The following is a 20,872-nucleotide window of genomic DNA, read 5'->3' as shown; positions in this document are numbered from 1 at the left end:
GCCGTTTTCGGGAAGGATCATGCTCGAGGTAGCGATCGATGCCGCCTTGGTGCGCCGGCTGATTGCCTTGCAATTCTCGCATTGGCGGCATCTTCCTGTCAGGCCGGTCGATTTTGGCGGCTGGGACAACAGGACCTTTCATCTCGGCGACGAGATGACCGTGCGGTTGCCGAGCGCCGCCGCCTACGCCCTGCAAGTGGAAAAGGAACACCGCTGGCTGCCGAGGTTGGCGCCGCTATTGCCGCTGCCCATCCCCGTGCCGCTGGCGATGGGCGTCCCGGCCGAAGCCTATCCCTGGCATTGGTCCGTCTATGGCTGGATCGAGGGCGAGACCGCGAAACGGGAACGTATCGCGGATCTGTCGGAATTCGCGACGGAGCTGGCTCGGTTCCTGGTTGCGTTGAAACACGTGGACGCGACCGATGGGCCAGCGCCTGGGCAGCACAATTTCTTTCGCGGCGGACCGCTGACGGTCTATGACGGCGAGACAAGGCAAGCGATCTCGGCACTCGGCAACCGCATCGATGCCGGCGCCGCCACCGCCGTCTGGGAGGCAGCCCTTGCCGCGGCCTGGGAAAGTCCGCCCGTCTGGTTCCATGGCGATGTCAGCCGGGGGAACCTCCTGGTCGAAAACGGCAGGTTGCGCGCCGTGATCGATTTCGGCACCTCCGGTGTCGGTGATCCATCCTGCGATCTGGCAATTGCCTGGACGCTGTTCGAAGGCGAAAGCCGGGACACGTTTCGCGCCTGCATCGCGGCAGATGAAGCGACCTGGGCGCGCGGGCGTGGCTGGGTGCTGTGGAAGGCACTCATCACAGCCGCCGGCCATATAGACGTCGCCCCGGCCGAGATCGAAGAATCGTGGCGAGTGATAGATGCGGTGCTGATCGATCGCGAACGTCAGGCGTGAGGCGAAATACCTGGCCCGGTCATCGGACGGCGATGATGGATGAAAAAAGCCGCTGTCGCCGGCAGCCTTTCGCATGGCCCTCTATCGTCGGCTGAGTGCACGAGAAGTTGACCAGCTTTGACTTGAGAATACGATGTTTTAAAAAGTATCTTATTGATATTTGTTAGACGATGCACGCGACTGATTTGAAAAGCAATAGAATAATATGGTAGAGTAAATCTTATCATAAAAGGTATATGAAATTATTACACAATGATGACGACGTGCCGTTTGTGCCAATTTGGAAATCAGCCCGACAGGTTTAGTGTTATTTGTGCAACACTGATTTAATCTGTGGCGTGAATCCGGCATATTTGCGGAATTGTCATTGAAGGCGGAAGATTGGTGGGTATGTTCGCCGCGAAAAGGGGACGCGGTGCGAGCCTTTTTCATTGTGGGGGTGAGGCGGGAAAACATATCCGCCAGCCACAATTCAGAAGCCATCTTATTAACTTGACTGGAGAGGTCAGAAAATGAACATCAAGAGCCTCCTTCTCGGCTCAGCCGCGGCCCTGATCGCGGTATCCGGCGCGCGCGCCGCGGACGCGGTTGTCGTCGCCGAACCGGAACCGGCCGAATACGTCAAGATCTGCGACGTCTACGGCGCCGGCTACTTCTATATCCCAGGCACCGAGACCTGCCTGCGCATCGGCGGCTATGTCCGCTATGATATCGGCGTCGGCGATGCCGGCTCGCTCGATGGTGTCAACCACGTCCCGGATCGTCAGGACGGCAGCGCTCATTCGACATACTACAAGAACACCCGCTTCACGCTGAAGACCTGGACCGGTCAGGAAACCGAACTCGGTACCTTGAAGACCTACACCGAGACCCGCTTCAACTACGGCAACAGCAGCGGGGACTACCTTGATCAACGAGACTCTAATACGAGCAGGGACGACTGGCAGGGCCGTAACAAGTCGCTTTCGCTGCGCTTCGCGTATATCCAACTCGGCGGTCTGCGCGTCGGCAAGGACGACACGGCTTTCGATACGTTCATCGGCTACGCCGGCAACGTCATCCAGGATACGCTGGTTCCGTATGGTGGGCAGGAGAGCAACGTCGTTCAATACTACTTCGACGCGGGCAACGGCTTCTCCGGGCTGGTCTCGCTCGAAGAAGGCGCTGGCAAAACCGGCACCATCGACAGCTACGTCCCCCATGTCGTCGGCGGCTTGAAGTACAAGGCCGACTGGGGTGCGCTCACCGGCGTCGTTGCTTATGACAGCAACTATGAAGAAGTCGCTGGCAAGGTTCGTCTGGACGTCAACGTCACCAAGGAACTGTCGCTGTTCGTCATGGGCGGTTACGGTTCGGATAACAACCTCACGGACACAACCAACTTCGTCAACGCCAAAGGCCGCGGCTTCTACAAGCAGTGGGGCGGCAACTGGGCAGTCTGGGGCGGCGGTACCTACAAGTTCAACGCCAAGACTTCGTTCAACGCCCAGGTCTCCTATGACGATTGGAAGAACCTCGGCATCGCCGCCAACATCGCCTATACCGTTGTGCCCGGCTTTGTGGTCACGGCGGAAGTCGATTACCTCAATGCAGGCAAATTCGACGACGTCGACTTCAACAACTGGACCAAGGCCAACAAGAAGAGCAGCGTCGGCGGCATTCTCCGCTTCCAGCGCTCGTTCTAAGGCATAGACCGACCTCACCAGCCGCCCGCAGCGTATTGCTGCGGGCGGTTTTTTGTTTGCCGGTAAGGTGCTGTTTTGCCAGGCACCTAGGCCTCATCTTGATTTCGCCACCCGATCGGTGAAAAGCTCCTGATATGGAATGGCGCGACGAGGGAATCATTCTCGGCACCCGCAAGCATGGCGAAACCAGCGCCATTCTCGAGGTGATGACACGTGCCCATGGCCGGCATCTTGGCCTCGTGCGCGGCGGCCGCTCCCGCAAGCAGCAGCCCGTTCTCCAGCCCGGCAATCGCGTCGATCTCTTGTGGCGTGCGCGCCTCGACGAGCATCTGGGTACCTTCCAGGCCGAAGCGATCGAAATGAATGCCGCCCGGCTGATGGACAGTGCCATCGCCGTCTACGGTCTTCAGACGATGGCGGCGCACCTGCGCCTGCTGCCCGAGCGTGATGCCCATGGCGGCCTCTACGAGGCGCTTTCGGTGATGATCGTCCACCTGGACGATGCCGACGCCGCCGGCGAGTTGGTGGCGCGTTTCGAGCTTCTGATCCTCGATGAACTCGGCTTTGGCCTCGATCTCAGTCAATGCGCCGCCACCGGCACCAAACAGGATCTTGCCTATGTCTCGCCGAAATCGGGACGCGCGGTGTCGCGTGAAGCCGGGGCGCCATGGCACGACAAGATGCTGGTATTGCCCGCATTTCTGGAGCGCGGCTCCGGCATGCGTGCGAATCAGGCGGCGATCGCGGACGCCTTCCGCTTGACCGGTTTCTTCTTCGCTCGCCATGTCTACGAGCCGCGCGGCATCGATCAGCCCGACGCGCGCGCCGGCTTTCTTGCAGCGCTGCGCAAGCACCACGCAGCGCACAAGCCCATCGCCGGAGAGAACGCGGCCAGAGAAATCATCAGATGAGCGAAGTCGAACTCTATCCGGGCCGGGTCTCGCCGCTCGGCCTTGGCACCATTCCTCATGCCGACATCCTGAAATACACCGGCCTCGAATTGCTTCAGCGAATCATCGACGGCAAATATCCGGCACCGCCGATCTCCTTCCATCTCAGCTTCGCGTTGACCGAAGTATCGGAAGGTCGCGCCGTATTTCGCGGCGTACCGAACGAACGCCACCTCAACCCGCTGGGTGGCGTTCATGGCGGCTGGGCGGCGACGCTGCTCGATTCGGCCTTGGCTTGCGCCGTGCAGACGTTGCTCGACAAGGGCGAGGGCTACACGACGGCGGAGTTCAAGGTGAACCTCACGCGGCCGATCACGCCCAGGACCGGCGAGGTCGTCTGCGAAGGCAAGGTGGTCCACAAGGGCCGCACGCTTGCCGTTTCGGAAGCAACGCTGAAGGACGCCGGCGGCAAACTGCTGGCTTTCGGCACCGAGACATGTTCGATATTTCCAGCCGCCAATCTGGCGGCACGTTGAGTTTTCAGCCGTCTGGCCGCCGTATTTGAGTGTCAGTGAGACGAAACGTCAGTGAAAACTGGCCTGGTTTGGGGGAACCGCCATGTTTGAAAGCCTGATCGGCCTTGTCGCCATCATCGCCTTGTTCGTCATCATTTCGCGCCAGCAGAGCCGCATCGGCCTGATCGAGCGCGAACTTGGCGCGCTGCGCAGTCTCGTGCTTTCGGGCGCGGTGCCGCCCGCGGCCAGGCCATCGGAACAGGAAGCGGCCGAGGGCAAGGCCGACACGGCTCCGGCAGCCGAGGGCAAGGCCGACACGGCTCCGGCAGCCGTGCCCGCGGCCGATATCGCCCCAGCAGCAATCAGCGAGCCCGCGCTGGTACAGGCCACGGAGGCGGAAATCCCGGCTACGGAGAGAGTGCCCGGTCCTTGGAGCACACCCGAGGCAACACCGAAGACGCCAGAGGCCGCACCGGCCGCGGCCGCCAAAGCCGCTGGCCAGTCCGACGTCGAAACCGCGCTCGGCACGCGTTGGGCGGTCTGGGTCGGCGGCATTGCGCTGGCTCTGGGCGGCTTGTTCCTGATCCGCTACACCATCGAGGCCGGCATTTTCGGCCCCGGCGTGCGGCTCACCATGGCGGCCGTGCTCGGGTTGGTGCTGGTCGCCGGCGGCGAGTTCATCCGCCGCACCGGCTTCAAGGTGCCGGTGCAAGGTGTTGCCGGCGCCTATATTCCGGCGATCCTGACCGCGGCCGGCGCCTTCATCCTGTTCGGCACCGTCTATGCCGCCCATGGCGTTTACGGCTTCATCGGCCCGGCGCTTGCCTTCACGCTGCTCGGTGCGATCGGCATTGCGACCATCGCCGCCGCTCTCGTCCACGGCCAGGCGCTGGCTGGCATCGGTCTCGTCGGCGCCATGGTGACGCCGGTGCTGATCGCTTCGCAAGCGCCCAATCCCTGGGCGTTGTTCGGCTATCTCGCCATCGTGCTCGCCGCCACCGGCGTCATCGCCCGCATGCGCGACTGGAAAGCGCTGATGGCGGCCGCCTTTTTCGGCACCGGCATCTGGACCATCCTTTACATGACCGACGCACCGGGCGCGAACCTGTCCACCATCCTGTTCATCGACACTGTGACGCTGGCCGTGCTGGCTTTTGTCTGGCTGAGCAGTCGTGGCGGCGAGACCGGACCAGCAAGAATCTTTGACTGGCCGTCCATCGTGCCTGGACTGTTCGTCGCCTTCTCGGCGCTGGGCCTCTCGGTTGACCCGGTCTTCGCAGCTGCCGATGACGCCTTGCCGGGCGCGGTGCTGCTGATGGCGATGGTAGCAGTGGCGCTCTACCGCCCGCTGGCGCTGCCACTGCTTTATGCCGCCGGACTGGCGACGGTGGTGATCTATCTCGGCATCATCCCGCCGACCTCTATCGGTTCCGATTTTTCGAGCGGCGCTTTGGGTGTTGATGGGGTGCCTTTGGTCACTGCTAACGCGCTGAGCTTGCGCCTCGGCATTGGCCTCGGCCTTGTCTTCATTGCCGCCGGTCTCTGGGCCGCGCGAACGTTCGCCGCCTCGGCGCAGATCCGAGCAGCCTCGTGGGCCGCATGGGGCGTCATCGTGCCTCTGGTCATCCTGCTGGCGCTCTGGCTCACCTTCGGCAATCTCGACCGTGACTTTGCATACGCCGCCGTCGCGGCCCTGCTGGTCGTGGTTTTCGCCGCCGGTGGCGAGTGGATCGCGCGGGCTGAGGAACCGCCGCTCAAGGGCGGCGTGGCAGTGTCGTTTGTTTTGGCCGGCGCGGCAGTCGCGGGTCTCCTGATGCTGCATATGGCTTTTGATTCCGGCTGGACCACCATCCTGCTCGGTGCAGCGGCAATCGTGCCGGCGCTCGCCACGCGCTGGCGCTCTTATCCTGTGCTCGGCTGGATTTCAGTCGCCGCCGTCATCGCGGTGCTTGGCCGCGTCGCCTTCGACCCGACGATCGTGGGGGCCGGGTTCCTGTCGACAACACCGGTCTTCAACTGGTTGCTGCCGGGCTATGGTGTGCCGGCGCTCGGCTTCGGCTTCGCGGCCTGGCAACTCGCCCGCACCACCGATGGCCGACCGCGCCTCGCCATGGAAGCCGCGGCGGCACTGTTTGCGCTGCTGACGCTCGCCATGCTGGTGCGCCACGCCATGCACGGCGGCGTCATCAACAGCGATGCGCCAACGCTCGCCGAGCAGGCGATCTACACGCTGATCGCCATCGGTGCCGGCGCCATCCTGATCGCCATCGACAGGCGCTCGCCAAGCTCGGTGCTGCGCTATGGTTCGATGGCGGTGGGCGTGGTCTCGGTCGCCTTCGTCGCCGTCCAGCATTTCCTGGTGCTCAATCCGTTGTTCACCGACGAATCGACCGGTCGGATTCCGGTCTTCAATCTTTTGTTCCTGGCCTATCTCCTGCCGGCCGCCGCCGCCGGCGGCCTGGCGCTCTATAGCAGGGGCAAGCGGCCGAAATGGTATTCGGCCATGCTGGCGCTGGTGGCGGCGCTGCTTGCCTTCGGCTATGCCACGCTCTCGGTGAGGCGTCTGTTCAAGGGCGAGTTCATCGGCTTGTGGAGCGGCCTTGGCCAGTTGGAGACCTACACCTATTCGGCACTCTGGCTGGTGATCGGCGTGGTACTGCTCACGGCTGGCGTCTGGCTGAAATCGCAGGTGCTGCGCATTGCTTCGGCCGGGCTGATCGCGGTTGCCGTCCTGAAAGTCTTCCTCTTCGACATGTCGGAACTGGAGGGTGTGCTCAGGGCGCTGTCCTTCATCGGTCTGGGCGCGGTGCTGATCGGCATTGGTCTGTTTTACCAGCGGCTCTTGACGCGGGCGGCGAAGGAAAAGGGATAGTCGCCTGCGAATCATTGGTTTTCTTTGTCGGGTCGGGAATAAACCGGCACCCGCCGGCGTTATCTCCTTGCTTGGGTGACCGGAGCGGTGGACCGCTTCGCGCTGGCCGCTTGCGCCGTGCCGGGAAGGCGCGTTCAATCGAGATCAACAAGGGCGACCTCAGAACTAGCGGTCATGAACGAAAAGAAGGCAGCAATCCTTGGCGAGATACCGCGCCTGCGCCGCTACGCACGCTCGCTTTTGCGCGACCGCGATGCTGCCGACGATCTCGTTCAGGACTGCCTCGAGCGTGCGCTGTTGCGGCTCGACAACTGGCAGACAGGAGAAAGCCCTCGGAGGTGGCTGTTTACGATCATGCATCATTTGTTCATCGACCAGATGCGCAAGGTGAACCGCCGCGGCGAAGCGGCGATTCTGCCGCTGGAGGCGGGCGAGGCGGTTGCCCAGCCGCCCGAACAGCTGGAGGGCATCGCTTCGCGCGAGATCATCGACGCATTGCAGGCGATCAGCCCCGATCGCCGCGCAGCGCTGGTCATGGTTGCCATCGAGGGCTTTTCCTATGCCGAGGCCGCCAACATTCTGGGTGTGCCCGCGGGCACGCTGATGTCGCGAATCGCGCGAGGACGTGAGGAACTGCGTGGGTTGCTGGACGACACAGCGCGCCGCCGTGCCATAAGGATCGTCGAGAAATGATCCGCCGAGATTTTTCCGAACGGGACATCCACATGGCGCTGGACGGCGAACTGCCGGCAGATGAACGTGCCGCCTACGATGCCTGGCTCGACTCCAATCCCGAGATGAAGGCCAGGAGCGCCCGCTTCACGGCCGACCGGGAGGCATTGCGCTCAGCCTTTGCCGGCGTGCTGGATGAGCCGGTTCCTGCGCGTTTGCGCAAGGTGGTGCTCGGCGAAGCGCCTGTTAAGGTTGCGGTGCCACGCTCGCGCTGGTGGCTTGCCGCCGCCGCGGCCGTGCTTTTGGCTACGGGCGGATTTGGCGGCTACTTTGCCGGCATCGACGGCCTCGGGCAGGAGGATCAGGCGAAGGATCAACTCGCTGAACAGGCGATCGCCGCCCATGTCATCTATGCCGCCGAGAAGCGGCATGCGGTGGAAGTGCCGGCCAGCGACAAGGATCATCTGCAGACCTGGCTGTCCAACCAGATCGGCTTGAAGCTGGTGGCGCCGGACTTGAGTGCGAACGGCTTTCAACTGGTCGGTGGCCGGCTGCTGCCGGCCGGTGAAAGCAAGGCGGCAATGCTGCTCTACGAAGATGACAAGGGCGAGCGCATATCCCTCTTCGTGACGGCGGAATCGACCGAGAATGCCAAGGGCACCTACGCTTCGGCGCAGAATGGTCCGCAGGCCGTCTACTGGCTGGACAAGGGCTATGGCTGTGCCGTCGTCGGTTCGCTGCCGCGCGAGCAATTGGCGGTCGTGGCCAAGAGTGCGTATGGCCAGCTTCTGGCCGGTCTCGCCAGCTGAGCCGGTTGCGATCTTGCGCGGCCGGCTGGCTTGAAAACAGCGATTCCGTTCAAAGCTTGCCAGCTTCCCTGCCGAGGCGGAAACTGTCACAATTCGGCCCTAATCAAGGAGCGATAGCGCTTGATGAATACCGGCGCTTCGGCCGGTGTTCGCGACGCTTTTGACCGGGGCCGTTTCCGCAACGCAATCGAGGTTTTCTCAAGCCGCATGCCTGCCGAGATCCGCAAGGCCCGCGCGTCCGACGTCGATGATCTCGCCGCCATCGAGAAAGCTGTGTTCTCGAGCGACCGCATTTCCCGTCGTTCCTTCCGACTGTTCATCGAGCGCGAGACCGCCGAGACGCTGGTCGCCGAAATCGATGGCCGCGTCGGGGGTTATGCGATCGTGCTGTTTCGCAAGGGCAGTGGGGTGGCACGGCTCTATTCCATAGCCGTCGGCCCGTTTTTCGGCGGGCTCGGCATGGGACGCCAATTACTGTCCGCGGCCGAAGAGGCGGCCTTCGAACACGACCGCATGATGCTGCGTCTCGAAGTGCGCGAGGACAATGGCCGTGCCATCGGTATCTACGAGCAGGCCGGCTACCGCAAGATCGGCCGCGAGCCGGGGTACTACGAGGACGGCGCGACGGCGCTGCGTTACGAAAAAACCTTGCGCGGCGACCTACCGGTCGCCACCAGGGTGCCATTCTATCAGCAGACCTGCGAGTTCACCTGCGGTCCGTGCTGCCTGATGATGGCCATGGCCAATTTCGATGGCGGCTTCGTGCCCGATCCGGTGATGGAAATCCGACTCTGGCGCGAGGCGACGACCGTCTTCATGATGTCTGGGCCAGGCGGCTGCGAACCATTCGGTCTGGCCGTTTCGGGGTACGAAAGCGGGCTTGCGGCGGAGATCTACGTTTCCTTCTACGGCGCATTGTTCCTGCAATCGGTGCGTAGCGAGGACAAGCGCCGGATCATGGAATTGGCACAGGTCGACTTTCGCCGCCGCGCGGAACTTTACGGCATCCCGGTGAATTACCGTTCGTTCACCATCGACGATATCAGGGCGGCTCTCGCCGCGGGCAAACTGGTGCTGGTGCTGATCAGCGGCTTCCTGATGTTTGGCAAGAAGGTGCCGCACTGGGTGCTGGCCATCGGCGATGATGGCGATCATATTCTGATCCACGATCCGTGGGTCGAGGATGAAAGGCAGGAAACCATCCTTGATGCCGCCAACATTCCCGTGCCTTACGGCATCTTCATGAACATGGCGCAGTTCGGCCGCGACGGACTGCGTGCCGCCATCACTTTGGGAAAGAGATAATGACCTGGGTCATTCTTACCGGCAGGCAGAGCGATCTCGACCAGGTGGCGACACCGCACAAGATCATCACCAATCGTGACTATCTCGCGCATCCCTCGCTGTTTCGCGGCCAGCGGCCGAAGGTCATCAACCTGTCGAACAATTACGGCTACCAGAGCCGCGGCTATTATGCGTCGCTGCTGGCAGGTTCGCGCGGCCACAAGGTCATCCCGACCGTCGAGACGATGATCGACCTGTCGGAACGCAAGCTCTACGAGCATGCGTTGCCGGAACTGGAACTGGCGCTCAACAAATGCCGCAAGGATCTCGGCGGCGTATTCCCGGCGAAGGTCTGCATCTTCTTCGGCATCGGCCCATCCAAGGTCTGGGACCGTTTCGCAAAGCTGTTGTTCGACTGGTTCCGCGCGCCGGCGCTTGAGGTCCACCTCAAGGACAGCGCCGAATGGGCTTCGATCCGCAAGATCGGCCTCCACCCGCTGGCGCGCATGACCGAGGACGAGGAAAAAAGCTTCATCCAGTGCCTGGAGACTTACACCAATCGCGAGTGGCGCGACACCAAGGGCCGCACCCCGGCGCGCTACACCTTCGCCACGCTGGTCGATCCGCATGAGGAATTGCCGCCGTCGGAGATATCGTCGCTGCGCTACTGGGCCAAGATCGCCGAGAAGATGGGGGTCGAAATCGAGCCCATCACCAGGAAAGATCTCGCCAAGCTCGCGAATTACGATGCGCTGTTCATCCGCGAGACCACCTCGATTTCCAATCACACCTATCGTTTCGCCCGCCGCGCCCAGCAGGAAGGCATGCCTGTCATCGACGACCCGCTGTCGATGATCCGCTGCACCAACAAGGTCTATCTCAACGAACTGATGGCCTACAACAAGGTGCCGGTGCCGCCTACGGTGATGATCGCCGGCGCCTCTGATCTCGAACTCGCGGCGCAGACGCTGGGCTTTCCCCTGGTGTTGAAGATCCCGGATTCGTCGTTCTCGCGCGGTGTCAAGAAATGCGCCAATTTCGAGGAGTTGAAGACGCTTGCCACCGAATGGCTAGAGGATTCCGATCTTCTGATTGCGCAGAAATTCATCCCGACCGAATATGACTGGCGTGTCGGCGTGCTCGGTGGCCAGCCGCTGTTTGCCGTGCACTATCTGATGGCCAAGAAGCACTGGCAGATCGTCAACCACAAGGCCAATGGCAAGCCCGACCAGGGCGGCATCAAGACCTTCACGCTGAAGGAGACACCGCCTCATGTCGTCGAAACGGCGGTGAAGGCGGCGCGCTGTATCGGCGACGGCCTCTATGGCGTCGACCTCAAGGAGACGAAGGACGGCGTCTTCGTCATCGAGGTCAACGACAACCCCAACCTCGATCATGGCTGGGAGGATTCCGGCGAGAAGGACGAGGTCTGGGTGCGGCTAACGCAGTGGTTCCTGGAGCGGCTGGACAGGCCGGGACGGTAACTCAACCGAGGCAAAAGATGCTGTTCATCGTCATCGAGGATTTCACCGGCTGCGACCGCAAGGAAATCTATCGCCGGTTCCGTGACCGTGACCGTGGCCGCCTGAAGCCGGAAGAGCTGTCGTGCATCATAGCTGGATCGCGGCCGATATGAGCCGCTGTTTCCTGCTGGGGGAGACTGATGACGTCACGCTGCTGCAGCGCTGGGTCATCGAATGGTCTGACCTGGTCGAGTTCGAGATCGTGCCCGTGGCGCCCAACAAGGACATGGCGGCGACCTTGAGCGGGCACCTCTGATCATCGCCCCTCCAGTTCAGCGCAGCGCCCGCGAGCCGACGGCGCGCTGGCATTCGTCGATCAGCCAATCGCGGAACGCGGCCACGACATCGCGCCTTGCGCTCCGCTCCGGGATGGCCAGGCAATAGGGCTGGCGCAATGCTATCGCGCTCGCGGCGGGCCGGACCAGCCGGCCATCCTCCACCGCCTCGGCACAGTAGATCCCTTGCGCCAGCGCCACGCCCAGCCCCGAAATGGCGAGGTCGAGGGCCGCGCGCGACGAATTGGCCGACAGGCCGCGCCGCACCGCTCGGCCAGGTTGGGCACCCGTCGCCTCGAACCAGTTGCGCCAGGACGGAAATGATGCGCCGGTCGGTCCCCAATCCGTGTGGATGAGCGGCAGCCCGGCGAGCGGCTCGCCGCCCGCCTTGATCAGGCCGGCAAGCTTTGGCGCGCAGACGGGGTAGACTGCGTCCCTGGCAATGTCCTCGGTCGGATGCTCGCGATAGTGCGGGCCGTAGGAGAGCCTGATGTCGATCAGTTCGCGGAACGGCACCGGATCGTCCTCGCCTCGCAGCGATATGTCTGCGGCGCCATGGCTTGCGACGAAGCCGGCCAGACGCTGCGAAAGCCAGCCCATGGCCATGGATGGCGGCACCGAGACGACCAGGCGCGGGCGGAATGCATCGCCGCCCAGCTCGCGCGAGACGCTGCCGATCTCCTGGAAGGCCACTGTCAGTCGCGGCAGCATTTCCGCACCGGCCTCGGTGAGGACAACGCGCCGGTTGACCCGCTGAAACAGCTTGCGGCCCATCTGCTCCTCCAAGGTGCGGATAAGCTGGCTGACGGCGGCGGCCGAGACCGAGAGCTCTTCCGCCGCTGCGGCAAAGCTGCCGGCACGTGCCGCGGCCTCGAAAGCTTGAAGCCCTTTCAGGGATGGAGATGTGACCATGGCCGCCCGATAGATAAGCTTGCCTTATCCAAATCGCAGGAATCGTCGTTTTTGGAAAGCTTTTTCGCCAACTAGAATGGTCTTCGTCAATCTCCAGCCTGGATCGAAGCCTAATGGACCATCGCGACATCATCGCGTCACTGACACCGGAAGAGCGCAATCGGCTGACGGCCAAATCCGATGTCGCGGGCCTGTTCCAGCTCGGCGCTCACTTGGGTGCGATTGTCATCATTGGATCGTTGATCGCGGCCAGGGCGCCGTTCTGGCCATTGCTGATGCTGCCGCAAGGCATCCTGATCGTGTTCCTGTTCACGCTGTTGCACGAGACGGTTCACCGCACGGCTTTCGAAACACAGCGGCTGAACGATGGCGTGGCGCGGCTGTGCAGCCTGGCGATCGCGCTGCCGGCCGACTGGTTCCGCTACTTCCATTTCGCTCACCACCGATACACGCAGGATCCGGAAAACGATCCCGAGCTCGCCTTCCAGAAACCGGAGACCTTGCGGCAATACATTGTCCACGTCTCGGGCCTGCCGGTGTGGTTGGGGCATTTCAAGACGCTGTACACCAATGCGCGTGGGAGCTGCCGCGACGGTTATGTGCCGCCAAAGGGCCTGCCCAAAGTGCGTGCCGAGGCACGTGCGATGATCGGGTTCTATATCGTGGTCCTCGCGCTTGCCGTCTGGTTCAAGGCGACGGTGCTGCTCTATGTCTGGATCATTCCCGCTCTGCTCGGGCAGCCGTTCCTGCGCCTCTATCTGCTGGCCGAGCACGGCCGCTGTCCATTCGTCGCCAACATGCTGGAAAACACCAGGACGACGCTGACCAACTGGGCGGTGCGCAGGCTGGCCTGGAACATGCCGTTCCATGCCGAGCATCATGCCTATCCCGGCGTGCCGTTTCACCAATTGCCGCGGTTTCACGCGCTGATCGAGCGGCATCTGAACGTGGTCGAGCCCGGCTACGTCAGCTTCCACGAGAAATACCTGGAAACACTGAGCTGAGCTTGTCCCGATGCCGTCAGCCGGTCTGGCTGCGCCGCGCGCGTGATTGCAACAGACGCTGGATGTCGGCCGCCTTCGACGGCACGCCGATCAGATAGCCTTGCGCCTCGACACAACCATTGTCGCGCAGCATGTCGAGTTGCCTCCCGGTTTCGACGCCCTCGGCCGTGACGACGATGCCAAGCTCGGTGCCGAGACCGATGATGGTGCGAACGATCGCCGCCGTGTCGCGATTGCCCATGTCGTGAATGAATGATCGGTCGATCTTGATCTTGTCGACCGGAAAACGCCTGAGGTAGCCCAGCGAGGAATAGCCGGTGCCGAAATCGTCCAGCGCGATGCGGATGCCGAGCTCACGCAGCTGGCGCAGCGTTTTCAGCACGGCTTTGCTCTCGTCCATCAGCACGGTTTCGGTGATTTCCAGTTCGAGCTGTCCGGCCGGCACGCCGGAAAAGGCCAGAGCCGAGATGACGATGCGGGCAAACCCGCTGCTTTTGAGCTGCACCGCCGAGACATTGACCGCAATGCGCAAACCCGGCGGCCAGCCAGCCGCCACCGCGCAGGCTTTCCTCAGCGCCCACTCGCCAAGCGGCACGATCAGTCCGGTCTCTTCGGCGACCGGGATGAATTGATCCGGCTCCACCCCGCCGCGCGCTGGTGAATGCCAGCGCATCAAGGCTTCCGCGCCGATGATCTCGCCGGAGGCGATGTTCATGATGGGCTGGAAATCGAGATCGAATTCCTGGCGCGACAGCGCCGCCTCCAGGTCTACTTCAAGCCCCCGGCGGGCCTGCACCACGGCGTCCATTCCAGGTTCGAAGAAGCGATAGAGGTTTCGCCCATCGTTCTTTGCCCGATAGAGCGCCGTATCGGCGTTCTTCAGCAGCGTGTCGGCGTCGCGGCCATCGGCGGGGAAAACGGCGATGCCCAGGCTGACGCCGACATGCATGTCCCGGCCCTTGTCGCGAAACGGTTTTGCGATTGCCTCGACGATGCGTTTCGCCAGTTTCTCGGCATCGGCAATGCCCACCGAGTTGGATTGGATGACGACGAACTCATCACCGCCGAAGCGGGCGACCATATCTGCATCATTGCGCAGGCAACGCTGCAGTCTTTCGGCCACACTCTTCAACAGCCAGTCACCGGCGGGATGCCCCCAGGTGTCGTTGACCGCCTTGAAACGGTCGAGGTCGAGCGAGAAGATCGCGAGCGGCGTAGCGGCTGCATCCTCCAGCGCAAAATCGAGCCGCTCGCGGAACATCGATCGGTTGGGCAGTCCGGTCAGCATGTCGTGATGCGCAAGATGGGTCATGCGCTCTTCGGCCAGACGGCGTTCCGTGACGTCGTCGAACGTCGCCACCCAACCGCCGCCACTCATCGGCTGGCGCACCACCAGAAACGTCCTGCCGTCGGCAAGATGGCGATACGTCGAATGCATTTTTCCCACCCGCCGGCAGGCTTCGGTCTTGGCGACTTCGCTGTCGACGTCGATCTTCGTGTAGATACCGAGTTCCAGCAGTCGCTCGAGCGCGTCGCGATGCGTTGTTCCAAGCGGGAAGTCGGCCGCCGTGACGTTGTACAATTCCAGAAAGCGCCCGTTGCGCACGATCATCTTGCCGTCGGCGTCGTACATCAGCAGGCCTTGCGACATGTTGGCGAGCGCTGCGTCGAAGCGGCGATGCTGCTCCTTGAGGTCCTGCTCGGCGCGCCGCTGTTCGGTGATATCCTCGTAGATCGAGACCCAGCCGCCCGAAGCCAGCGGCCGGTGCGAGATAAGGATGATACGGCCGTCCGACAGGATTTCTTCGTAGGTCGAAGGCTTCGCCTGGTCGATATAGGGCTTGCGGATCGCATAGAGCTCGTCGGCGCTTTGCGAGGCGACGCCGAGCTCGACGCTGTGCCGCAGGATGTCGATGAAGCGGATGCCTGGCAGCACCACCTTGGCGTCGAGGTGGAAGATGTCGACGTAGTTGCTGTTGCAGATGATCATGCGTTCATCGGCGTCGAACATGCACAGGCCATGCGACATGTTTTCGACAGCGGCTGAAAAGCGTTCGTTCTGCTCGCGCAGCTCATCTTGCATGCGGCGCGACCCCTCCATGTCTCCGGCCACCCGTTCCGGGACGATCGAACCATCCTTTACGACGGGCATGAGGTGCCCCTGCGGTGCTTGATCGAACACCACACTGTTGACACTTTCGGTTAATTTAGCGTTTTCTGGCCTAGCGCGGATGTCGCAACGTGATGTCTTGATGTCTCAATCGCCGAAAACCGCTTCAGGAACGCGGTCTGTGCCCAGGTTACCGAGCGTGGCGCGAAGTCGAAGCGCTCAGCGGAAAAACCGCGCGGGCGGCCGAAGAATTCGGTCGCCTCGGCGGTCGAAAACCCGGCGAGCAGCGTTGCCTCGAAATAGGCGGCGATCTGGTCGGCGCGTTTGATCTCCTTGCGCAGTAAGGCGGCCGGTTCGGGAGGCAGCGAGAAACGCAGATGGATGGCGCGTTGCAGGCGCAATTCGCAGTCCTTGTAGCTGCCGCCCATCACCGACTTGAATGGCGAGATCATGTCGCCGATGACATATTCGGGCGCATCGTGCAGCAGCGCCGCCAATTGGTCGTCGGCCGAAGCCTGCGGCACCAGTTCGTTGAACAGCGCCTCGACCAGCAGTGAATGCTGGGCCACCGAAAAAGCGTGCTCACCGCTGGTCTGGCCGTTCCAGCGCGCGACGCGGGCGAGCCCATGCGCGATGTCCGAAATCTCGATGTCGAGCGGCGAGGGATCGAGCAGGTCGAGCCGGCGGCCGGACAGCATGCGCTGCCAGGCGCGTGGCGGCGCACCGGCGCGGTCCGCCGCCATCAGGCTTCCTCCGCGCCGGCGGTTTCCTGCGGGAAACTGAATTTGGCCCAGGCGGGGATGGTGAGCGTTACTGGCACATCGCCCGCCAGGATCGGTTGGCCGAAGTCCAACGCCGCCTTGACCCTGTCGATGCGGGCAACGGCAAGCCCTGATGTGCCGGCACTCGAGCCGAGCGTGCCGACCGACCGCCCCTCGACAGTCAGTTCGGTGCCGACGGCGGGCAAGGGAAGCCTGGCCTCGACAATCAGCACGCGCCGCCGGGCCGTGCCCCGATGCTGCATGCGCGACACGACCTCCTGGCCGACATAGCAGCCCTTCTTGAAGCCGACACCGCCCATCTCGTCGAGCAGCACGTCATGAGGAAACGCATCGCCGAGTGCATAATCGGCACCGCTCTCGGCAATGCCGCGGGCGATGCGAAAGGCCTGCCACGCGGCGATGTCGCCGGTATCCCCGGTACCGGCATAGACGCGCGTGACGCCTCCGTCGCCAAAGCGCCTGTCGGCGACCGCGGTTGAATCACTTTCTGAGGCGATTGATTCCTTTCCCCACGCGACAGTGACAAGCGTTTGTTCCGACTTGGCAATCTCGACCTTGGCGCGAAGCTTGTAGAGCATCAGCCGGCGAATGAAATCATCTAAAACGTCGGCACGGCATTCGATGCTGAAGGCGCTTTCTCCTGCCCGTGAGATCAGGAAGTCGAACAGGATCTTGCCTTGCGGCGTCAACAGCGCGCCCGGCTTTGCCTCACCATTGCCAAGCATATCGAGATCGGTGGTCAGGATGTTTTGCAGAAAGTGTTCGGCATCCGGGCCGGAGACGGAGATGAGCGCGCGGTCTTTCAGCGGGGCAAAGGACATGGGGCGGATAAAAGCCTGATCTTGCAAAACGGTTGGCCATTACGTAAGCCGCTGACACTCCCCCCGCAAGAGAGCATCACCATGACCTACGACCTCATCCTGACAGGCGGCACAGTGGTCAATCATGACGGCGAGGGGCTGCGCGACATCGGCGTGAAGGGCGGGCGCATCGCCTTGATCGGCGATCTACGCCAGGCCTCGGCTGGCGAGACGATCGACTGCCGGGGCCTGCATATCCTGCCCGGTGTGGTCGACAGCCAGGTGCATTTCCGCGAGCCGGGACTGGAGCACAAGGAAGATCTGGAAACGGGATCGCGGGCTGCCGTGCTCGGCGGTGTCACCGCCGTCTTCGAGATGCCCAACACCAACCCGCTGACCACCAGCGAGGCAGCGCTTGCCGACAAGGTCCGGCGCGGCAGCGGCCGCATGCATTGCGATTTCGCTTTCTGGGTTGGCGGCACCCGTGACAACGCCAGGGACGTCGGCGACCTCGAGCGCTTACCGGGGGCTGCGGGAATAAAGGTCTTCATGGGATCGTCCACCGGCGACCTGCTGGTCGAGGACGATGAAGGTGTCGCCTCGATCCTGCGAAACACGCGCCGCCGCGCCGCTTTTCATTCGGAGGACGAGTTCCGGCTGCGCGAGCGCCTGGGCGAGCGCATCGAGGGCGACCCGTCATCGCATCCGGTCTGGCGTGACGAGATCGCCGCCTTGCGCTGCACCGAACGGCTGGTCCGCATCGCGCGCGACGTTCGCGCCCGCATCCATGTCCTGCACATCTCGACCGCCGAGGAGATCCTGTTCCTCGAGCATCATAAGGACGTCGCGACTTGCGAGGCTACGCCGCACCATCTGACGCTGAGCGCCGACGACTATGCGCGGCTCGGTACGCTGATCCAGATGAACCCGCCGGTGCGGGACAAGCGCCATCGCGACGGCGTCTGGCACGGCATTGCGCAGGGCGTTGTCGACGTGCTCGGCTCCGACCACGCACCGCACACATTGGCCGAGAAGGCAAAGTCCTATCCGGCTTCGCCCTCGGGCATGACCGGCGTGCAGACGCTGGTGCCGATCATGCTCGACCACGTCAATGCCGGCCGGCTGACCCTGCAGCGTTTCGTCGATCTCTCCAGCCATGGCCCGCAGCGCATCTTCGGCATGGCGAGGAAAGGCCGCATCGCCGCCGGGTATGATGCCGACTTCACCATTGTCGACATGAAGCGGCGCGAAACCATCACCAACGCGCAGGCCGGCTCGAAAGCCGGCTGGAGCCCTTATGACGGCAAGCAGGTGACCGGGTGGCCGATCGGCGCCGTCATTCGCGGCACGCGCGTCATGTGGGAGGGCGAGATCGCTACACCTAGCCAGGGCAGGGCGGTGGAGTTCTCCGAGGCGCTGCCCGGTTAGACGGCCATTGCCGACGCGTCACGTCTTTGATTTTTAAGCGCTCTGCACTATGTTCAGAGCACCATGAAGGCACAACTCGAGCCTATGATTGACCCCGCCGAGTTTCCAGAGCTGCAAGCGCTCTTGTGGAATCGCGATGTCGCACGACTGATCCCGGCCAACGAAGCATTTGCGTTGTACGAGCGCAATTGGCGCTTTGTCGATCAAACACGGCTTACGGCGCGCGAAAAGCTGCTTATCCAGAATCTTGCCAGCGAATTCGGTCACGGCATCCTTCTGACCACCGGCTAAATCTCTTCCTATCTTCGTGTCGCATCTGCAACATCAACCGGACACAGTGCGAGCGAAAGTCATGAAGAAATTCAGGAAGCCCGAGCACATGATTATCTCGGAAGCCCTCGCGCTTATGGACCGTGACTTCCTGACGGCAACCCAATGCTGGTTCGGTGGCGGGACGGCGATTGTGTTGAAATTGGGCGAGTATCGGCGGTCGTTGGATGTCGATTTTCTGTGCGCGGATGCCGACGGCTATCGCCAATTGCGAACGTCGGCGGTCGAACGCGGGGTAAGGGCATTCTTTCCCGAACCAGTCGAAGCTGCTCGAGATTTTCGGATTGATCAGTATGGCCTGAGGACCGTGGTGCGGTTGAAGGGACAATTGATCAAGTTTGAAATCGTTCGTGAAGCCCGCATCCCATTGCAAGGTCGTTTCGATGACGATCTAAACGTTCCTTCTTTGATCCCCTCGGACATGTTCGCCGAGAAGTTATTGGCGAATGCCGACCGATGCCAAGACCGTGCTGTCGGCTATCGCGATGCTATTGACCTTGGAATGTTGGTCAGCGCCTATCAGGAGATCCCGAGCGACGCCGTAGCGAAGGCCCAGGGTGCATATGGACAGGATGTCCGGCACAAGGTTGCGTGGGTGGTCAACAAGCTTCGGGATACGGTAGAGCTGAGTTACGCAGCCGAGATACTGCAGATGGAGGCTGACAAGGCTAGCGGTGCCATTTCGGTTCTTCGAAACGAGAGCATTCGCATTTGGCCGGATGCTGGCATCGGTGCAGAATCCGCCAGCCCGCTCAAATAGCAACATTGTCTACGATGCTGCTCGCATCCTGCCGCAAGCAGGCTGCACCTTCAATCGCCGGCGACGAAGAAGGTCCATTGCCCGGCGGGCGTGATGCCGACGCGGTAGAAGATGTAGGCGCCGAACTGCTTCATGTCATCGAAATCGCCGGCGGTGACGATCTTGAACAGCTCGACCCGCTGCTTGGCGTCGAGCTTGTCGAGCGGCAGCGCGAAGAAATACGGCCAGACATAGAGTTCCTGTGGCGTGCCCGCATCGACATGGACGTAGCCGGCGCTGAGCACCTCCTCCAGAATGGCCAGGATCTCCTGGCCGTCAGGGTCGCCCGACAGCCCCTTGAGAAAGGCGATGGCGTCGCCATCGATGTCGGCCAACGACAACTGGGTCATACTGTCGCCCTTGCCGATCAAGGGCCTGAGCTTCTCGATGTCGCCGCTCTTGCAGCCTTCGATGATCAGGTCATGCATGCGCCGCACGGGCTCGGGTAGCTTGCCGAGGTCGTAGACGACTTCCGGCAGGGGCGCCTCGGGATCGACACGCGGCCTGTTGCTGCCGCCATCCGATGGGCTGTCCGGCTCCGCGGCGTCCGGGGCGGCCGGCTGGCTGCTCGAAGGCGCCGTTCCCACCGGGGCAGGCATGGGAACCGTGCTTCCGGGCGTCGAACTATCGCCATCCGTTGCCGGTGTGACCGGGGAGGGGAGTTCTTCATTTTTGATCTCGCTCAGCGCATGGGCAGGGCTGCTGGCCAGGCACGTCACCAAGGCAATCGCACCGCAGCAAGCGGCGAGGCGGATGTAGAGGACGAGGCCCTTCGACCTGCCCGACATCGGAAAATTCACTGCCCGTATCTCCCTGCTCCGGGCATGGTGCCCGGTCGGCATCCAATCGTCAAAGAACCTGATATTGGTTCAGTGCCGCAGCCGATCGGGTTCGAAGGCGCCACCAATCACCTTTTCACGCATACGGTCCAGCAGGGCAAGGGCCGAGGTCTCGCCATTGGCGCGCAGCATTTCGCCGAATGCCGTTTCGAGCGCCGCCTCGGCAATGATCTCGGGCTCGATGCCGGCCGAAAGGCCTTCCGCCCAGGCTTCGCTGTGGCTCTCAACCGCCGTCAGGCGCTTCTCTTCCCTGACCAGCGCGTCGATATCGTTGGCAGCATGTTCCATAAGCGATGTCCACCCTTTCAAGCGGCAACCCATCAGTGTGGATCAGGCTTGATCTGTTCCATTCATAGGCAACTTCAAGTAAGTATCTGTAAATACGACATTTTTTTGATCGTCTTTTACAGGGGCCAACTGTGTTCGGCGAAGC

21 protein-coding genes are annotated in these 20,872 nt (G+C 62.4%); 15 read left to right on the top strand and 6 right to left on the bottom strand.

What is annotated here, in order from left to right; genetic code table 11:
* Positions 1-19 precede the first annotated feature (19 nt).
* The 11 genes from LB536_RS06705 (at position 20) to LB536_RS06660 (ending at position 11,416) form a co-directional block, all read left to right on the top strand.
* Positions 20-910 (top strand): aminoglycoside phosphotransferase family protein, encoded by an 891-nt coding sequence (locus LB536_RS06705; protein ID WP_224590547.1) that lies wholly within the window; start codon positions 20-22, stop codon positions 908-910.
* Between the two features lie 512 nt (positions 911-1,422).
* Positions 1,423-2,595: a porin gene (locus LB536_RS06700; protein ID WP_224590546.1), complete on the top strand. Its 1,173-nt coding sequence runs from the start codon at positions 1,423-1,425 to the stop codon at positions 2,593-2,595.
* Between the two features lie 134 nt (positions 2,596-2,729).
* A complete protein-coding gene (gene recO, locus LB536_RS06695) occupies positions 2,730-3,506 on the top strand; it encodes a DNA repair protein RecO (protein ID WP_224590545.1) in 777 nt (258 codons plus the stop codon).
* Entirely contained in the window at positions 3,503-4,021 is a 519-nt protein-coding gene (locus tag LB536_RS06690) for a PaaI family thioesterase (protein WP_224590544.1), read from the top strand. The genes recO and LB536_RS06690 overlap by 4 nt, the downstream gene beginning before the upstream one ends.
* 82 nt (positions 4,022-4,103) lie before the next feature.
* Entirely contained in the window at positions 4,104-6,872 is a 2,769-nt protein-coding gene (locus LB536_RS06685) for a DUF2339 domain-containing protein (RefSeq protein WP_224590543.1), read from the top strand.
* 174 nt (positions 6,873-7,046) lie between these two features.
* A complete protein-coding gene (locus tag LB536_RS06680) occupies positions 7,047-7,565 on the top strand; it encodes an RNA polymerase sigma factor (RefSeq protein WP_224590542.1) in 519 nt (172 codons plus the stop codon).
* A complete protein-coding gene (locus tag LB536_RS06675; protein ID WP_140810211.1) occupies positions 7,562-8,353 on the top strand; it encodes an anti-sigma factor family protein in 792 nt (263 codons plus the stop codon). Before LB536_RS06680 ends, LB536_RS06675 begins: the two co-directional genes overlap by 4 nt.
* A gap of 207 nt (positions 8,354-8,560) precedes the next feature.
* Positions 8,561-9,658 carry a peptidase C39 family protein gene (locus tag LB536_RS06670; RefSeq protein WP_140810241.1) on the top strand — a complete coding sequence of 366 codons (1,098 nt, stop codon included), beginning with the start codon at positions 8,561-8,563 and terminating at the stop codon, positions 9,656-9,658.
* Entirely contained in the window at positions 9,658-11,121 is a 1,464-nt protein-coding gene (locus LB536_RS06665) for a RimK family protein (protein WP_224590541.1), read from the top strand. Before LB536_RS06670 ends, LB536_RS06665 begins: the two co-directional genes overlap by 1 nt.
* Positions 11,122-11,138: 17 nt before the next feature.
* Positions 11,139-11,273, top strand: coding sequence for a hypothetical protein (locus LB536_RS31050; RefSeq protein WP_263488894.1), 135 nt, complete (start codon positions 11,139-11,141; stop codon positions 11,271-11,273).
* On the top strand, positions 11,270-11,416 hold the full coding sequence (locus LB536_RS06660) for a DUF3303 domain-containing protein (protein ID WP_263488893.1): 147 nt from the start codon (positions 11,270-11,272) through the stop codon (positions 11,414-11,416). Before LB536_RS31050 ends, LB536_RS06660 begins: the two co-directional genes overlap by 4 nt.
* A 16-nt stretch (positions 11,417-11,432) precedes the next feature.
* Here the strand turns inward: LB536_RS06660 and LB536_RS06655 are convergent, their stop codons facing one another.
* The gene (locus LB536_RS06655) at positions 11,433-12,347 is read right to left on the bottom strand and encodes a LysR substrate-binding domain-containing protein (RefSeq protein WP_224590539.1); all 915 of its coding nucleotides are present in this window, start codon (positions 12,345-12,347) and stop codon (positions 11,433-11,435) included.
* Positions 12,348-12,460: 113 nt separating this feature from the next.
* Here LB536_RS06655 and LB536_RS06650 point away from each other — a divergent pair, with 113 nt between their 5' ends.
* Positions 12,461-13,351 carry a fatty acid desaturase family protein gene (locus LB536_RS06650; protein ID WP_224590538.1) on the top strand — a complete coding sequence of 297 codons (891 nt, stop codon included), beginning with the start codon at positions 12,461-12,463 and terminating at the stop codon, positions 13,349-13,351.
* Between the two features lie 16 nt (positions 13,352-13,367).
* On the opposite strand, the gene LB536_RS06645 is transcribed toward LB536_RS06650, so the two are convergent.
* Genes LB536_RS06645 through LB536_RS06635 form a run of 3 tightly spaced genes read right to left on the bottom strand, consistent with a single transcriptional unit; the run spans position 13,368 to position 17,064 of the window.
* Positions 13,368-15,503: a putative bifunctional diguanylate cyclase/phosphodiesterase gene (locus tag LB536_RS06645; protein ID WP_224590537.1), complete on the bottom strand. Its 2,136-nt coding sequence runs from the start codon at positions 15,501-15,503 to the stop codon at positions 13,368-13,370.
* Positions 15,504-15,553: 50 nt separating this feature from the next.
* On the bottom strand, positions 15,554-16,204 hold the full coding sequence (locus LB536_RS06640) for an HD family hydrolase (protein WP_224590536.1): 651 nt from the start codon (positions 16,202-16,204) through the stop codon (positions 15,554-15,556).
* Complete coding sequence (locus LB536_RS06635; RefSeq protein WP_224590535.1) at positions 16,204-17,064, bottom strand: YgfZ/GcvT domain-containing protein; 861 nt, start codon at positions 17,062-17,064, stop codon at positions 16,204-16,206. The genes LB536_RS06640 and LB536_RS06635 overlap by 1 nt, the downstream gene beginning before the upstream one ends.
* Positions 17,065-17,145: 81 nt before the next feature.
* On the opposite strand from LB536_RS06635, the gene LB536_RS06630 reads away from it, so the two are divergent.
* The 3 genes from LB536_RS06630 to LB536_RS06620 all read left to right on the top strand — a co-directional run bounded on the left by LB536_RS06630 (position 17,146) and on the right by LB536_RS06620 (position 19,561).
* Positions 17,146-18,471, top strand: coding sequence for a dihydroorotase (locus LB536_RS06630; protein ID WP_224590534.1), 1,326 nt, complete (start codon positions 17,146-17,148; stop codon positions 18,469-18,471).
* A 63-nt stretch (positions 18,472-18,534) separates the two neighbouring features.
* Positions 18,535-18,762: a hypothetical protein gene (locus tag LB536_RS06625; protein WP_140759292.1), complete on the top strand. Its 228-nt coding sequence runs from the start codon at positions 18,535-18,537 to the stop codon at positions 18,760-18,762.
* A gap of 61 nt (positions 18,763-18,823) precedes the next feature.
* Positions 18,824-19,561, top strand: a complete 738-nt coding sequence (locus LB536_RS06620; protein ID WP_140759294.1) for a nucleotidyl transferase AbiEii/AbiGii toxin family protein — start codon at positions 18,824-18,826, stop codon at positions 19,559-19,561.
* 50 nt (positions 19,562-19,611) lie between these two features.
* Here the strand turns inward: LB536_RS06620 and LB536_RS06615 are convergent, their stop codons facing one another.
* Positions 19,612-20,400: a hypothetical protein gene (locus LB536_RS06615; protein ID WP_181178634.1), complete on the bottom strand. Its 789-nt coding sequence runs from the start codon at positions 20,398-20,400 to the stop codon at positions 19,612-19,614.
* Between the two features lie 69 nt (positions 20,401-20,469).
* Positions 20,470-20,727: a hypothetical protein gene (locus LB536_RS06610; RefSeq protein WP_140759296.1), complete on the bottom strand. Its 258-nt coding sequence runs from the start codon at positions 20,725-20,727 to the stop codon at positions 20,470-20,472.
* Positions 20,728-20,872: the final 145 nt, after the last annotated feature.

Source organism: Mesorhizobium sp. ES1-3 (assembly GCF_020164795.1).
Taxonomy (GTDB): Bacteria; Pseudomonadota; Alphaproteobacteria; order Rhizobiales; family Rhizobiaceae; genus Mesorhizobium.
The sequence above is the reverse complement of the archived record's forward strand: the minus strand, read 5'-3'. Positions and strand labels throughout refer to the sequence as shown.

Coding starts and splice junctions, on each gene's coding strand:
- LB536_RS06705 (WP_224590547.1), top strand. CDS start 20: ATGCTCGAGGTAGCGATCGATGCCGCCTTGGTGCGCCGGCTGATTGCC.
- LB536_RS06700 (WP_224590546.1), top strand. CDS start 1,423: ATGAACATCAAGAGCCTCCTTCTCGGCTCAGCCGCGGCCCTGATCGCG.
- recO (WP_224590545.1), top strand. CDS start 2,730: ATGGAATGGCGCGACGAGGGAATCATTCTCGGCACCCGCAAGCATGGC.
- LB536_RS06690 (WP_224590544.1), top strand. CDS start 3,503: ATGAGCGAAGTCGAACTCTATCCGGGCCGGGTCTCGCCGCTCGGCCTT.
- LB536_RS06685 (WP_224590543.1), top strand. CDS start 4,104: ATGTTTGAAAGCCTGATCGGCCTTGTCGCCATCATCGCCTTGTTCGTC.
- LB536_RS06680 (WP_224590542.1), top strand. CDS start 7,047: ATGAACGAAAAGAAGGCAGCAATCCTTGGCGAGATACCGCGCCTGCGC.
- LB536_RS06675 (WP_140810211.1), top strand. CDS start 7,562: ATGATCCGCCGAGATTTTTCCGAACGGGACATCCACATGGCGCTGGAC.
- LB536_RS06670 (WP_140810241.1), top strand. CDS start 8,561: ATGCCTGCCGAGATCCGCAAGGCCCGCGCGTCCGACGTCGATGATCTC.
- LB536_RS06665 (WP_224590541.1), top strand. CDS start 9,658: ATGACCTGGGTCATTCTTACCGGCAGGCAGAGCGATCTCGACCAGGTG.
- LB536_RS31050 (WP_263488894.1), top strand. CDS start 11,139: ATGCTGTTCATCGTCATCGAGGATTTCACCGGCTGCGACCGCAAGGAA.
- LB536_RS06660 (WP_263488893.1), top strand. CDS start 11,270: ATGAGCCGCTGTTTCCTGCTGGGGGAGACTGATGACGTCACGCTGCTG.
- LB536_RS06655 (WP_224590539.1), bottom strand. CDS start 12,347: ATGGTCACATCTCCATCCCTGAAAGGGCTTCAAGCTTTCGAGGCCGCG.
- LB536_RS06650 (WP_224590538.1), top strand. CDS start 12,461: ATGGACCATCGCGACATCATCGCGTCACTGACACCGGAAGAGCGCAAT.
- LB536_RS06645 (WP_224590537.1), bottom strand. CDS start 15,503: ATGCCCGTCGTAAAGGATGGTTCGATCGTCCCGGAACGGGTGGCCGGA.
- LB536_RS06640 (WP_224590536.1), bottom strand. CDS start 16,204: ATGGCGGCGGACCGCGCCGGTGCGCCGCCACGCGCCTGGCAGCGCATG.
- LB536_RS06635 (WP_224590535.1), bottom strand. CDS start 17,064: ATGTCCTTTGCCCCGCTGAAAGACCGCGCGCTCATCTCCGTCTCCGGC.
- LB536_RS06630 (WP_224590534.1), top strand. CDS start 17,146: ATGACCTACGACCTCATCCTGACAGGCGGCACAGTGGTCAATCATGAC.
- LB536_RS06625 (WP_140759292.1), top strand. CDS start 18,535: ATGAAGGCACAACTCGAGCCTATGATTGACCCCGCCGAGTTTCCAGAG.
- LB536_RS06620 (WP_140759294.1), top strand. CDS start 18,824: ATGAAGAAATTCAGGAAGCCCGAGCACATGATTATCTCGGAAGCCCTC.
- LB536_RS06610 (WP_140759296.1), bottom strand. CDS start 20,727: ATGGAACATGCTGCCAACGATATCGACGCGCTGGTCAGGGAAGAGAAG.